Here is a 15,215-nt window from a genome sequence, read left to right on the forward strand (position 1 = left end):
TCAAAGAAAAAAGCATCATCAGTAGGTTTAGGGAGAGTTTTAAATGAAGAAAGCTGAGACAGCGAACCTTTTCCCAAAAAGATTCGCTGTCTCAGCTTATTTTTGTTTGTTAAGGTGATACTATCTCGATTTTAGATTGAATTCGTTTCCTCCTTCACTAGATCAGGACAGCCATTTACCTCAATTATACAGCTACATCTTCTTTTTTCTTCAATTCCTCTTTTAAAAATTTAGCGGTATGACTACTAGGGTGCTTGGCCAATTTTTCAGGACTTCCACTAAAAAGAATTTCTCCACCCTTCTCACCCCCTTCTGGCCCAAGGTCTATGACATAATCCACCACTTTTATGACATCCATATTGTGCTCAATAATTAGCACCGTATTTCCTTTGTCGACCAATTGTTGAAGTACGCCCAAAAGCAAACCGATGTCTTTGAAATGTAATCCCGTTGTGGGCTCATCCAAGATATAAAAGGTTTTTCCAGTGTCTTTCTTGGAGAGCTCCGTGGCTAGTTTTACCCGCTGGGCTTCTCCACCAGACAGAGTGGTGGCATGTTGGCCTAACGTTATATAATCCAACCCAACATCATGCAGGGTTTGTATTTTCCTTAAAATCTTTGGTATGTGTTCAAAAAAGGCCACTGCCTGCTCCACAGTCATGTCTAATATGTCAGCAATAGACTTGCCCTTGAATCTCACCTCCAAAGTTTCCCGATTATAGCGCTTCCCTTTACAGGTTTCACAGGGAATATGAACGTCGGGAAGAAAATCCATTTCAATCAACTTCATTCCTCCACCTTCACAATCCTCGCAACGACCTCCTTTAACATTAAAGGAAAATCTACCCGGCTTGTAACCTCTAATCTTAGATTCTGGCAAGTCTGTAAACAAGGCCCTGATGTCGGTAAAAACACCTGTATAGGTCGCCGGATTGGATCTTGGCGTCCGCCCTATAGGAGATTGATCAACCTCTATTACTTTATCCAAATGCTCCAGGCCGCTTATTTCTTTATAGGGCAAAGGCTCTTTTTTGGAGTTATAGAACTGCCTGTTAAGTAACGGATATAGGGTCTCATGAATAAGAGAACTTTTCCCAGAACCCGATACACCTGTCACACAAACCATGGTTCCCAATGGGATTTCCAGGTTTACATTTTTAAGATTATTTCCACTAGCGCCTTTTAATTTTAACTTCTTGCCAGAGCCTTTTCTTCTTTTATCAGGGACCGGAATGCTTAGTACGCCATTGAGATAGTTAGCTGTAAGACTATTGGAGGCTAAAATTTCCTCAGGAGTACCACTTGCTACAATGTGACCACCATGACGACCTGCTCCGGGACCTATGTCTAGCACATAATCAGCCTCCATCATCATGTCCTTGTCATGTTCTACTACGATCACTGAATTTCCCAGGTCCCGTAGGTCTTTGAGGGCATGTGTCAACTTCACATTGTCTCTTTGGTGCAAACCTATACTTGGCTCATCCAAAATATAAAGCACGCCCACCAGTTGGGTTCCTATTTGAGTAGCCAGTCGAATCCTTTGGGCCTCCCCTCCAGACAGGGTCCGCAAAGGTCGATTAAGTGAAAGGTAATTCAAGCCTATGTCCAGCAAAAACCCGATTCTTTTCCTGATCTCCTTCAATACCTCCGCGCCAATGATCTTCTGACGCTCTGTCATCCTTTCCTCTATATTTGCAAACCACTCGCCAAGTGTGGTGATATCCATTTGCGCCAATTCACCAATATGCTTTTCTGCTATCTTAAAATGAAGGGCTTCTTTCTTTAACCTATAGCCCTCACATTCGGGACATTGACGGGTGCTGGTGAAATCAGAGATCCATTTCTGAATTTTATCAGATCCTCCCTCTTTTTGTTTCTGAAGAAAATTAAGAATTCCCTCAAAGGTGGTGTTCCATTTTGTCCCTGGGTATTTCACAGAGTCAACGGCCACGTCCATTTTATCCCCATACAATAAGATCTGGATTACCTTTTCATCCAGTTTTTCTATGGGTGTTGCCAGACTACCTGTATAACGCTTAAGTATGGCTTCAATTTTTTTGAAAATCCAAATATCTCTGTATTCCCCCAAAGGTGCTATGCCTCCACGACTAATACTTAAAGATGGATCTGGAATAACACTTTCTCGGGTAATTTCTTCGATCACTCCCAGGCCATTACAAGAAGGACAAGCCCCATAAGGACTATTGAAGGAGAACGAATTTGGAGCCGGCTCATCATAACTCAACCCAGTAAGCGGGTCCATCAGGTACTTTGAAAAATGATGAATATTATCTTCCTCATCAAGCAACATCATTACCCCTTTTCCATGTTGCAATGCTGTTTTTAGAGACTGAGAAATCCTATACCGATCCCCTTCCTCTGCAAGTACCCTGTCTACAACAATTTCTATATCGTGGATCTTGTAACGGTCCACTTGCATTTTAGGCTCTACCTCTACTATCTCTCCATCTATCCTGACTTTTGAGTAGCCCATTTTACGAACCTGCTCAAACAATTCGCGGTAATGACCTTTTCTGCCTTTTACAACAGGCGCAAGTATTGATAGCTTCTTATTCAAAAAATTATTAAAAATCTGATCAATAATTTGATCTTCTGTCTGCCGAACCATCTTTTCTCCGGAGAGATAAGAATAAGCCTCACCTGATCTGGCGTATAAAAGACGCATAAAATCATAAATCTCAGTAACTGTTCCTACCGTAGATCTCGGATTTTTTGAAGTGGTTTTTTGCTCGATGGAAATTACTGGAGAAAGCCCATTGATTTTGTCTACATCTGGTCTTTCCATACCACCCAAAAATGATCGGGCATAAGCAGAAAAACTTTCCATATAACGTCTTTGGCCTTCCGCATAAATGGTATCGAATGCCAATGAGCTTTTGCCACTACCACTCAATCCTGTAATGACCACTAATTTATTCCTGGGTAAAGTAAGATCGAGGTTCTTGAGGTTATGCTCTCTGGCCCCATATATTTCAATATGTTCTTGAGAAGGTTGATTTTCTGCTGACATCGGATAGATTTTCGCTTGTATTGTTTAACCTGAATAAGGTATTAACTATTCTAATTGTTGCTAAATTTATTGTCCTAGCACTTGACAAATTTTGTCTTTTTCAATCCTAAATAGGACGATGAATTACCTTATTCCACAACCCTTTCCGATCCTAAGGGATCACCTGAGTTGGTTATAAGCATTCTTTAAGTCCGACTAAAAAGAACATAACTAGGATAATCCTAAAACAAGATAAATGGTTCATTTTAAAGCAAAGGATCTAGTCGGTTGCCTTCTCTCGAAGATCCTGCTCTGTGTCACCTGTAATGGTTGATTTCAGTCCACTTAATATCAGGTTCCACCAATAATGGAAAATAAACTTGTGTTTCTCTCTCAGAAAATACACCTCTCCTTTCCGTAGATCTCCTGATTTTTGAGGGTTATGCGTTCTAATTACAAGCTTATTGGCAAGAAAGGCACCAATATCTCTAAAAACATTGTTGTTTCGTTCATAGTTTTTATCCAGGATTTCTATTTTCAAATCTGAATATCTTGCTACAACGTCTCCTGTACCTTCAAGGTCATTTGCCACAATATTAAAGTAAAGATTATCTAATTTACCTTGCTTTAGTGCCACCCTTGTGGCCGGCATGATCATGTTATTAAGACTGGTAAGATCCATTGGACCTACAGTTCCCTCCAGTAGAAATTTCCCACCCTTATCATTTATCAGATAATCTGCCTGCATATCAATCTGCCCCTCGCCCATTAATCTTCCTTTAGCAGTTATTCTTAGGGTATCATTTTGTGAAAGCTTTTCGGCATAGTTTGTGAACCCTAAAATTTCTCCATTGACCTGGTCGAAAAATATCTTTCCTGAAGAAAGCGCTTTGGTGTCCGGCCGCTCCTGATAGGTAATGGTAGTGTTCTCAAAGTTAATCGCCTTTAACCATATGCTTTTGGGCAATCCATTGATAATATCATGGATCATTTTAGGCCTTTTTGTGGTGTCCTCTACTTTCCTTTTGTCCCTAAAAACCTCTAGTTCCAAATGATCCAATTGCACATTGTCTGCTGCAATTTTGCCCTGCCTGAAATAGGATTGAAAATCCATTCCAGATATTTCAAGCCTTGCATTGTTAAACTCCATCCAATTGGTTTCCTTTTCAAACCTGTTGATATAGGAATATTTGCGCATTTTGTTTTTAAAGGCTGCCTTTTCAATACTCAATTTCTGCTCTGATGTATTGAAGGATAAATCATTGGCTTCCACTACATTTATATAGTCATTGACATGAAGCTGGACCTCTCCCAAATACCCCTCAATATTATTGACAGAAAACAGGGCCTCCTGACTTTCAAGATCCTCATCACTAAGGGTAAAACCATCTGCAAAAATAAATAGGTCATTTATCAATAACCTGGTGGAATCTGTTTCGCTGTCTTTATTTACAAAAGAAGCTTTATTGATCCGAAAATGATTGAGTGCAATCATCTTGTAATTCTCTCCTTGATTTCCATTGTCCTGCCCCATCTTATCGGCGATTTCCTCCAGGTCTGGGGTTATCGTTTCCAAAACCACATCGGCGATATAGGCAGAATCTAGTTGAATGCTATTGTAAAACAAAAAATCTACCCACCGAAAACCTGTTAGGCTGGCTTCCTTGAAAGAAAGGTTGAATTTGATTTTATCCTCCTCCATCAATTCCTTCCCGGGATAAATATTTACCGAGTCCATTTTTAAAAAGGTACCACGATAATTATAATCCAGTCTGATTTTCCCAAAATTGACCTCATGCCCTACAAAATCGCTGGTACGAACGATCATATTACTTACAATACGCTCAGCGTTCTTGTTGAGATAATTATTGACCAAAACAGGCAGTAAATAAAAAAAACCAAGCAAAACCAGCCCAATGACGAAGGTAATAATGATAGGTTTTTTCATAAGAAGAGATTCTATTTACAATTTAAGATAACCAAAAAACCATTTCCTACACAAAAGGTTTTTACAAAGGCAATTTTATTATATAAGATTGGCCTTTTCGTACATTAAGTTTAGAATTGATTAACCAGGGATTATAAATTTTAACCTCCTTATAATTGCTCTTCTGTTTTATGGCCCATTCAGCTAGATTGTCAATGCTTTCAGTGATTTTTATTTCCCTAAGGGGTGGTAAGGCGTACAAATCTTCATTTTGAAGCTCAAAACCATACTTGCTTTGATTTTCAAATATTTCCTTCATTGCAAGGATTCTGAAAATATACCTACTGGTTTCTTCATTGAGATAAAGATTGTAATAATCAGGACTGAGCTGCTGGTTTTTCCTTCTGGCAATGCCTGCCATTCCCATATTATAGCTGGCAGCTACACTGGTCCAATTTCCAAATTTGCCATAGGCAGCACGAATGTATTTACAGGCAGCCACCGTGGATTTTTCAAAATGGTACCTTTCATCCACGTCCCGATTAACCTGCAGTCCAAAATCTCCAGCAGTTCCTTTCATAAATTGCCAGAAACCTTTGGCTCCCACTGGTGAGGTGACATTTAACAAGCCTGACTCAATGACAGCCACATACTTAAAATCATCAGGGATACCATTTTCTTTTAATGTCTGTTCGATAAAAGGAAAATACTTGCCTGCTCTCTTGAGCATCAACAATGCATTTGACTCCCAATAAGCGTTGACATAAATTTCCCTCTCGTATCTTTCGAATACATCAGGCTGATCAATAGGTGCTTTTTCGCCTGCAAACTCGGGCTTATCAGGAAGGTCAAAAATCCGAACTCGCGGATTCGTTCTCGTCTTTCCAGCCCGCAATTCGGCAACTGCCCCTTCCTCTGCTTTTGGCTCAGGCTTTTCTTCCTTGCTTTGAAAAAGCAAATAGCCAATAATTATGAACTGCAATGTTACAAGGAAATACAGGTTATACGTATGCTTTTTTTTCAAAGTCTTAATAATTTGGAGACAAAAGATACTTGTTATAAAAATCGTCTATGGCACCCACGGCATCATCGGCAGAGTCTACAAGTACAAAAAGATTGAGGTCTTCTTTATTGATATTGGCATTGGATTCCAACATGGTGGTCTTGATCCATTCGATCAACCCTTCCCAATAAGCCTTCCCTACAAGGACAATCGGAAAACGACCGATCTTCTTGGTTTGTATAAGGGTCAAAGCTTCAAACAATTCATCCATTGTCCCAAAACCTCCTGGCAAAACGATAAATCCCTGAGAATATTTGGTAAACATCACCTTACGAACAAAAAAGTAATCAAATGTAAGCAGTTTGTCTGGGTCTATATAAATATTATTGAATTGCTCAAAAGGCAAGACAATATTTAATCCTACAGACTTTCCTTTTTCTGAATGAGCACCTTTATTTCCTGCTTCCATGATCCCTGGACCACCCCCTGTTATCACTCCATAACCATGCCTCACAAGCTTGGCCGCAATTTCCTCAGCTTTATGAAAATTATGGTGATCTGACTTTGTTCTCGCAGACCCGAAAATGGAAACACATGGCCCAATTTTGGCGAGCTTTTCAAACCCTTCAACAAATTCACTAATGACTTTAAATATAACCCAGGAATCGGCACTCTTAATTTCTGCCCAGTCTTTTTCCTTAAATGCTCTTCTTATTTTATCCTCCTCTTTTCCATCTTCCATGGTATCTCAATCAAATTTTTCACATTTAAAATAAAACCAGAAACTTTTTCCCAATGTAAACCATCCGAATTGAGCAAACAAACGACTTTTATACAAAAAATGAAAATCTTTATCTTAAAATTTCGATTTTAAAATGCCCAACCATTAGATTTCAGAATATTTTCCCTTATTTAAAGTATGGAATCAATTTATCATGCTGACTTTTGGCCATTTGCCATTCTATTGACCAGTATTGCGCTGGTCGTAGTTTTGGTTTCCAAATTTAAATTTCACCCTTTTATTGCCCTGGTAGCTGCCGCTGTCTATGTGGGCCTTTTGACACCAGACCTAATGGAGAGCAAAGGCATCAATGCTGCTCTCGATGAACCCATGATTGCTTTTGGTATTATGGCAGGGAAAATAGCTTGGGTGATTGCCTTGGCAGCAATAATTGGTACAGCGATGTTGGAGAGTGGCGCGGCAGAGAAAATCGTTACCCAATTGCTAAATAAACTGGGCGAAAAACAAGCCGCTTTAGCCTTGCTTATCGCTGCATTTTTGCTCTCGATCCCTGTTTTTTTAGATACGGTTTTTTTCTTGCTTATCCCCTTGGGCATTAGCCTGGCCCTTAAAACAGGTAAAAATTATATCCTTTATGTAATGGCCATCGGCGGTGGAGCGGCCATTACCCATAGTATCGTTCCTCCTACACCTGGCCCACTTATTATGGCCGAAAGTCTGGGGATAGAGTTGGGAACGGTGATCCTTTCTGGAATGATTTTAGGAATTGTTCCCGCACTAGTGGTATTGTTTATTGCTAAAAGAATCAATGAAAAAATGGATGTTCCCATCCGGATATCACTTCCAGTCAATGCTGGGGATGCTTCTCAGATATCTTTGACTTGGGCCCTTGCTCCCATCGTTTTACCCATTCTTATGATTGGTTCAGGTACGATGGTTCAGGCCATAACTGGCCATGTTCCTGAATGGCTGGTATTTATTGGCAATAAAAATTTAGCTATGGCCACCGGAGCAGCTGCAGCCTTGTATTTGTGGGCCAAATCTGAAAAAATGGCCTCCAGGGAACTGTGGTCCAAAGTTGGAAAGCCTTTGGAAATAGGAGGTATAATCATCCTTATCACGAGTGCGGGTGGTGCATATGGCGCCATGATCAACAACAGCGGCATAGGAGAGGCCATTAGATTGGCTACAGAAAATTTCCCTTTGCATTTTATCCCCCTTGCATGGCTGATAGCTGCAGTGCTTAAAACTGCTCAGGGATCGGGAACTGTTGCGATGATTTCCAGTGTGGCCATTATGTCTGCCCTAATAGGAGATGGCCAATCCCTGAGTTTCCACCCTGTCTACTTATTAATGGCCATGGGCTTTGGCTCACTCTTTATTTCCTGGATGAATGACAGTGCGTTTTGGGTGGTAGCAAGAATGAGCGGCCTAACTGAAAAAGAAGCCCTTAAAACCTGGACCTTTCTGCTCGCTTCCATTTCATTGGTAGGCATGGCGCAGGTTTGGTTGCTTTCCTACATATTCCCTTTTGTCTAATCATAAACCCAAATACATGAATGTACTGATCATAGGAGGAGGCGGATTTATTGGTAGCAGACTCGCTACAGAATGGCTCCAGCAACACCCAGAATCCAAAGGGAAAATAACGCTGGTTGACCAGGCCTTTTTGGACAACATCAAAAATAATCCAGGATTTGAATGCATTGCAGGAGATTTTAGCGACCCCTCGCTGATCAATCCATTATTAGAGAAAAAGCCCGAACTGATATTTCACCTTGCGGCTGTGGTCAGTGGTGAAGCAGAAAAAAACTTTGACCTGGGAATGCGGGTAAATTTATTCGGCTCCCTGCACCTGCTAGAAAAATGCAGGCAATTGGCTTACTGTCCAAAAGTGGTATTTGCCAGCTCCTGTGGGATCTTTGGTGGTGATGTGAATCAAGTACTCACGGAAAATACAGCACCTAAACCCAAAAGCTCCTATGGCACCCAGAAAGCCATGGTAGATTTACTCATGAATGATTTCAGTCGACGTGGTTTTGTAGATGGCAGATGCCTAAGACTTCCAACCATCACCGTTAGGCCGGGAAAACCAAATGCAGCGACCTCCTCTTTTTTAAGTAGCATCATTCGGGAACCTTTAAACGGCAAGCCTACAAGTTACCCCGTTGCTCCTTCATCCCCTTTTTGGATACTCTCACCCAAACAAGTGGTCAGGAATTTCATTCATGCCGCCAAATTATCCGCCAAAGACATTGGAGACGACCGAACCATTAACCTTCCTGGCATAACTGTAAGCGTACAGGAGATGATCGATAGTCTGGAACAGGTTACCCATAAAGGCATAACCGACCTTATCTCCTATGAACCGGATGCCTTTCTTCAAAGCATTGTGCTTACTTGGCCTCCAAATTTTGACACCAAAAAGGCAGATTCACTTGGATTCACATCTGATAAAGACACCAAAGAAATCATCACCAATTACATTCAGGAAGAGCACATACAGGTACCCGAAAAATAAGCCCAATTTATGAAGACTACGATAAAAACTGCGCTAATCACCGGAGCAGGTTCAGGTATAGGAAGAGCCGTGGCGAAAGCCCTGGCCAAGGACAATTGGACACTCATATTAACCGGAAGAAGAAAAGAAACGCTGGAGGAAACCGCCAAAATTTGTGGCCAAGACGATGTTCTAATTTTCCCCACAGACATCACATCACCTAAAAGTGTGAATGCATTGTTTGATAAAGTCCGGGAAAAGTATGGACGTTTAGACTTGCTTTTTAACAATGCAGGGATCAATGCCCCAGCAGTCCCATTGGAAGACTTGAGTTATGAAGATTGGAAAAAGGTAATCGACACCAACCTTACGGGAGCATTTCTTTGCACCCAACGAGCCTTTAAATTAATGAAGTCCCAAAACCCAAAAGGTGGTCGTATCATCAACAATGGCTCTATCTCCGCCCATGTCCCCAGGCCAATGTCCGTGGCTTATACAGCAAGCAAACATGCAGTAACAGGACTGACCCAATCCACTATTCTTGATGGAAGAGATCAAAACATTACCTGCAGTCAGATAGACATTGGCAATGCCAAAAGTGACATGACCAAAAAAATGGAAGAAGGTACCCTACAAGCAGATGGCTCCCGAAAAGTAGAGCCCACCATGGACGTCAATGAAATAGGCAGGGCCATCGTCTATATGGCCAGCCTCCCTCCTGCCGCCAATATCCCCTTTATGACCATCATGGCCAATGGCATGCCGTATATAGGGCGAGGGTGATTGGATGGCTATTGGCTAGTAGAACGATTACAACTCGACGCTTTTAAAGTCCCTTTTTTAAACCTCAAACAATACTGAGCCATTACTAATTATTGAAACTGCTGAAGATTCGGGCTCAAATACCTTTCTAGCATGCCTAAAATTCTATGTCCGCATTTTTTTGATGGAACGAGCCTGTTTATGGAAGCATTTTTGCTAGAATTAGTCAGCAGTAGAGAAACCGTTAAAAGTCTGCAAGAAGTCTAACCAAAACAATGCTCTGCTGGAATCAGGTAAACATAACTCTTTGTATACTAAGAAAGTGTTGGACAAGGGTCAACCAACAAATTACACGCTTTTAAAGTGGTAAGCAAGCTTAGACCGATTGTAAAACCTCAGGGAAATTTTGTGAAATTAACCAATATATCAATGAACATTATTTTACTTTTAAGCGGAGTGGCTATAGTTATTGTAACGAATATAGATGCTCTTTCTACCATTCTCCGAATAAATGGAGGAAGTAAAATTTCAAATTTCGTGGCGAGAAAAGTTTGGAGTGTTAGTGTATTTGTTTCAGAAAAATTTTCACGAAAATCTATTTTAAGCAATATCGGTGCGCTAATCGTCATAACATTATTTACACTTTGGGCAGTACTGCTTATGATTGGGTATGGACTTATTTACAATTCAGATATCAATTCAATTGTAGAAACTTCAACAGAGCAATCTGCCAGCATCCCAGCAAAATTTTATTATGTCGGTTACACCCTAACATCACTTGGCAATGGTGATCTGAAAACCGGGAATGATTTTTGGCGAATAATTTCAAATTTCACAGGTTTAAACGGTATGTTCTTACTGTCCATAGCCATTTCTTATTTTATTCCTCTGATGAATGCGGTGGTGAAACAGCGTATGCTGGCCACCTATATTTCAAACCTCGGAAAAACTCCGACTGACATAATCTTAAACGGCTGGAATGGAGGCAATTTTGATATACTTCATGAGCAATTCAAGGACTTGTATCCCATGATTCTAATGCAGTGCGAGCAACAATTGGCTTACCCTGTATTGTTGTATTTCCACTCTGATAATCCAAAATATTCTCCCCAACTCAATCTTGCCAAGCTAGATGAGGCATTAAGTATCCAAGAGATTTACAATATTGATCAATCTGATAAGGCCTATATCTGGAAAAATTTACGGATGGCAATGGATAAATATTTGAAGGTGATAAACAATTCCTATTCATTTAAAAAAGGAGACATTCCTGATTTTCCTTACAAGGAAAATTTACACTCACTTAATATCTCAGTAACTGAGACTACTGCAAATAACCTGCTACATAAAATTAAAGACCGAAGAGCATTTATTGCTAGTCTAGTCAAAAATGATGGATGGGAATGGGAGGAATTAGTTGGTTGAAACCATTGATAAAGTGGGTATTGCTTAAAAAGTGGAAATTGGGGGAATTATTGGTTTATAGGATGTTTTCCGATTTCAAGGCGTACAAGCCACCGCGAATATTCAATCTCAAACCAAACTGAGTCATAGCAATGCTATGCTGTTCCTAAAAAAAAGGTTACAACTTTGCCTTTCAGCAGTTGTAACCTTTTTGATTGTCTTCCAATTTAATTATGCCAATGCAGCTGATATGGCTTTGCTTAAAGAGGTGCTTGGTCTGCCGATCAATTTTGAAAGTTGGTGACCATCATCGAACAAATCTCCTTTTTCTGTAGAAACATGACTTGAAGCCAAAAACTGGGCAAAACCTTCTGGCAAGCCACCTTTTACAAGCGCCTGGGCATAGTCATTCTCGGGTAAATTTACATAAGGGATTTCTTTTCCGGCTTGACGACTTATTTCAGCCGCATAGTCACTCATGGTGAAAGCTTCGTCACCGGCAAGTTTATACATTTTCCCTTCCTGGCCTTCTGAGGTTAGTACTGTAGCTGCCGCTGCTGCATAATCTTCTCGGGTAGCAGAAGAAATCTTTCCATCTCCAGAACTTCCGTACAAAGTCCCTAAACCAATTACTTGTTGAAGCGATCCGGTATAATTCTCGGTATACCAACCATTACGTAGAATTACATAAGGGACACCTGATTTTTTCAATACTTCTTCCGTACCAATATGCTCCCCTGCAAGACCTAGTGTTGAAGTGTCAGCTTTTAAAAGACTGGTATAAGCGATTATCTTAACTCCTGCATTTTTTGCTGCTTCGATCACATTGGTATGTTGTGACAATCGTTTTCCAATTTCACTACCCGAAATCAACAAAAGTTTGTCAATTCCCTTTAAGGCTTCTGATAGTAGAGCTGGATTATCATAATCAAATTTCCTTGCCTCCACACCTAAATCTGCAATCTTTTGTGGGTCTCGAACCAAGGCCACAATATTTTCTACCGACGTTTTTTCTTTCAAATCTTCAATTATCAAACGTCCAAGTTGTCCTGATGCTCCTGTTACTGCTATTTTCATCTTTTTAAGTTTTATTTTAAACACAATTACTTTTGCTTACCTAAAGTATTCTAGTTACTTTTGGTAAGTCAAAGGTAAATAGTAAGTATTTATTAAACAATAACTTACGTACGAGTAGGATACTTACTTTAAGGTAAGTAATGCAATAAATCAACAAGTTATGAGTGAAAAAATATTTGAAAAAAAGGGAAATATAGAGAATTGCCCCGTTCGAAATGTAATAGACAGGATAGGTGATAAATGGTCCATGCTAATAATTTTGGTATTGGCAGAAGAGCAAGTATTGCGCTTTAACGAGATCCATAAATCCATTGGAACAATATCTCAAAAAATGCTTACAGTAACTTTAAAGTCTCTGGAATCTGATGGTTTGGTGAAGCGAACCGTCTTTCCTCAAATACCCCCAAAAGTAGAGTATGAATTGACCCCGAGGGGTAAATCCCTCCTGCCGCACCTATTGGCCTTAACGGAATGGGCCAACAATAATATGAGTGACATTAAGGCTTCCAGACAGCAATACGTAAAGGTTAATGCTTAGAAACTTTATGCAAAAGACATTATAAGATCCCTCTTTGAACGCTTTCCAAAATCAAAACCTGTTTTAGCAGCACTCCCACCACCAACTTTGAGGTAGAGTAAGCCAAAAGGAGGAGGTATTGTAGTTTTTATAATGGGTATTAAACCTAAGAGGCACACAAATTGTGGAAATGCATTTGGTCTAGTTGCTAACTGATTCAGAATTATTTATCAAATACGATATCAAAGCTTTATTAACCCCAAAAAACTAAAAATAGCAGTATATGAATGACCAAGAATTTAAGGCCTTTGTTGTAGAAGAAAAGGATGGAGAATTTATAGGATCCATTAAAACAAGAAATATTGAAGCGCTACCTAAGGGTGATTTGCTAATCAAAGTTTCCTACTCCTCCCTTAATTACAAGGATGCACTTTCCGCTTCTGGGAATAAAGGGGTTACGAGAAATTTCCCACACACACCCGGCATTGATGCTGTAGGTGTTATTGCTGAAACTGAAAATGCAGCTTTTAGTGTTGGAGACAAGGTAATTGTTACCAGCTATGATCTCGGGATGAATACCTCTGGTGGATTCAGTGAATACATTCGGGTTCCTGCAGAATGGGCAGTAAAGTTACCCGAAAACCTGGGCATGAAAGAGGCAATGATTTATGGAACAGCAGGCTTAACCGCAGGAATGTCCGTATTGCGACTCACCGAATTGGTGAAACCCGAGGATGGCAAAATAATGGTTTCTGGCGCTTCGGGTGGAGTTGGCGCATTGAGTGTGGCGATCCTTTCTAAATTGGGTTACACTGTTGTGGCCATCACTGGCAAAGAGCATGAAAAAGATTACCTGATGGAATTAGGGGCAAATGAAATTATATTACGTGCTGATTTCGAAAATTTAGACAAACGCCCTTTGTTAAAACCCCTTTGTGCGGGCGGAATAGATACCGTTGGAGGTGTTATTCTTGAGAACATTATTAAATCCACATCTTCTATGGGCGCCATTACCTGTTGTGGCAATGTGGCCTCCCCTAACCTAAGCTTGACCGTTTTCCCATTTATTCTAAGGGGTATTTCGCTTATTGGAATCGATTCGCAGAATTACCCTATGCGCTACAGAGAGCAAGTTTGGAACAAATTGGCCAAAGATTGGAAACCTTCACAATTGACGGCTACTTGTGATGAAATAACACTTGATGCGTTGCCTGAAAAAATAGCACTAATGCTTAAAGGAAAATTAAAAGGAAGAATCGTAGTAAAGTTAGCAGAGTAAGCGAGCAGAAATACGCTAAAAATAGCGTTAACAGATCCCTAAATCAGGCTTATGCGATAAATAAGCCATTGCATAAGCCTGATTTATTTTCATCTCTTTGGCATCACCACCCCATCAGCATTTTTATTCAACTTCATTTTCACCAAAACTTCATGCAGCGTTTCAGCAGCTAGTCCATGGAGCACCAACCTATAAGCTGCACTGTAGGTGGTGACAGGAACCATGGGGTGTTTGTTGTTGATCAAACCGAGATGGCCTGGTGTACCCAGGATTTGAGAAGCATAAATGGCGATAGTTTCATCCAATTGCAAAGAATTGGAAGCCCTGATAAAGTCATTGGAGGTAAGGAACAGTTGATAGAAAGGAGTGAAAAGTTCTATGGCTGATCGCAGGTCCAGAATATTTGTCCACCGGTCAGGGAAATCAATATGATCAAATTGATCCTCAGTGATCATACTTAAGTCCATCTGTTCTGGCGGGCCTATGGTTATGTTTTTTTCCCGCAATTGGCGGTTCAAGAGAATCACAAAGTTGTACAAGTTCAAATCATGTTTTAAAAACAGGTCGTCTTTTACATCCTCAAAATTCCGCGGTTTAAGGGGACTTCCTGCAATTTCAACTTTCGGAATATTGCCTCCAATAAATTGTAATATCTCTGTACCAATATGGAAATGCCTAAAGATAAGCAAATTGGCATCCGGGCTTACAAAACGCTTGAGTCCCCAAGCCAAGATCCTATGAAGGACTTTGGAAGAATTGATAAGTTTGGGAAAGAAAAACTTAAAAATATGAATAAAGAACATGGTGATCTTAGATCCTACTTCTATAAAAGGCAGCAAGTACCTTACGGATCTGGAAGAATTGTCCCTCATTAAAACCAACTTGGTGGTTTGGTTAATCGGAATGCTATCATCAAGAAATAAGGCCAACCAAGGATTGGGATCCCTTTCATCATGTTTCGATAAATCTAATATATTGTCTTTCATACTGC

Annotated in this window: 12 protein-coding genes; 6 read left to right on the top strand and 6 right to left on the bottom strand. The window is 40.2% G+C overall.

What is annotated here, in order from left to right; genetic code table 11:
- Positions 1-184: 184 nt before the first annotated feature.
- The 4 genes from uvrA to AC0L7T_RS25850 all read right to left on the bottom strand — a co-directional run bounded on the left by uvrA (position 185) and on the right by AC0L7T_RS25850 (position 6,685).
- On the bottom strand, positions 185-3,034 hold the full coding sequence (gene uvrA, locus AC0L7T_RS25835) for an excinuclease ABC subunit UvrA (protein WP_473339496.1): 2,850 nt from the start codon (positions 3,032-3,034) through the stop codon (positions 185-187).
- 259 nt (positions 3,035-3,293) lie between these two features.
- Positions 3,294-4,961: a hypothetical protein gene (locus AC0L7T_RS25840; protein WP_473339497.1), complete on the bottom strand. Its 1,668-nt coding sequence runs from the start codon at positions 4,959-4,961 to the stop codon at positions 3,294-3,296.
- Between the two features lie 61 nt (positions 4,962-5,022).
- The gene (locus AC0L7T_RS25845) at positions 5,023-5,964 is read right to left on the bottom strand and encodes a lytic transglycosylase domain-containing protein (protein ID WP_473339499.1); all 942 of its coding nucleotides are present in this window, start codon (positions 5,962-5,964) and stop codon (positions 5,023-5,025) included.
- Positions 5,965-5,968: 4 nt separating this feature from the next.
- On the bottom strand, positions 5,969-6,685 hold the full coding sequence (locus tag AC0L7T_RS25850; RefSeq protein ID WP_473339500.1) for an LOG family protein: 717 nt from the start codon (positions 6,683-6,685) through the stop codon (positions 5,969-5,971).
- Positions 6,686-6,862: 177 nt separating this feature from the next.
- Between AC0L7T_RS25850 and AC0L7T_RS25855 the strand changes: the two genes are divergently transcribed.
- From AC0L7T_RS25855 to AC0L7T_RS25870, 4 genes are all read left to right on the top strand, one after another.
- Positions 6,863-8,224, top strand: a complete 1,362-nt coding sequence (locus tag AC0L7T_RS25855; protein ID WP_473339501.1) for a GntP family permease — start codon at positions 6,863-6,865, stop codon at positions 8,222-8,224.
- Between the two features lie 16 nt (positions 8,225-8,240).
- Complete coding sequence (gene denD, locus AC0L7T_RS25860; RefSeq protein ID WP_473339502.1) at positions 8,241-9,206, top strand: D-erythronate dehydrogenase; 966 nt, start codon at positions 8,241-8,243, stop codon at positions 9,204-9,206.
- Positions 9,207-9,215: 9 nt separating this feature from the next.
- Positions 9,216-9,968 (top strand): SDR family oxidoreductase, encoded by a 753-nt coding sequence (locus AC0L7T_RS25865; RefSeq protein WP_473339504.1) that lies wholly within the window; start codon positions 9,216-9,218, stop codon positions 9,966-9,968.
- 408 nt (positions 9,969-10,376) lie between these two features.
- Positions 10,377-11,372, top strand: coding sequence for an ion channel (locus AC0L7T_RS25870; RefSeq protein ID WP_473339505.1), 996 nt, complete (start codon positions 10,377-10,379; stop codon positions 11,370-11,372).
- Between the two features lie 210 nt (positions 11,373-11,582).
- On the opposite strand, the gene AC0L7T_RS25875 is transcribed toward AC0L7T_RS25870, so the two are convergent.
- On the bottom strand, positions 11,583-12,428 hold the full coding sequence (locus tag AC0L7T_RS25875; RefSeq protein ID WP_473339506.1) for an SDR family oxidoreductase: 846 nt from the start codon (positions 12,426-12,428) through the stop codon (positions 11,583-11,585).
- Between the two features lie 160 nt (positions 12,429-12,588).
- On the opposite strand from AC0L7T_RS25875, the gene AC0L7T_RS25880 reads away from it, so the two are divergent.
- Positions 12,589-12,966 (top strand): winged helix-turn-helix transcriptional regulator, encoded by a 378-nt coding sequence (locus AC0L7T_RS25880; protein ID WP_473339508.1) that lies wholly within the window; start codon positions 12,589-12,591, stop codon positions 12,964-12,966.
- A gap of 262 nt (positions 12,967-13,228) precedes the next feature.
- Positions 13,229-14,224 (top strand): YhdH/YhfP family quinone oxidoreductase, encoded by a 996-nt coding sequence (locus AC0L7T_RS25885; protein ID WP_473339510.1) that lies wholly within the window; start codon positions 13,229-13,231, stop codon positions 14,222-14,224.
- 89 nt (positions 14,225-14,313) lie between these two features.
- Here the strand turns inward: AC0L7T_RS25885 and AC0L7T_RS25890 are convergent, their stop codons facing one another.
- The gene (locus AC0L7T_RS25890) at positions 14,314-15,210 is read right to left on the bottom strand and encodes a DUF6999 family protein (protein WP_473339511.1); all 897 of its coding nucleotides are present in this window, start codon (positions 15,208-15,210) and stop codon (positions 14,314-14,316) included.
- Positions 15,211-15,215: the final 5 nt, after the last annotated feature.

This window comes from Cyclobacterium sp. 10D3-21, from assembly GCF_055809755.1.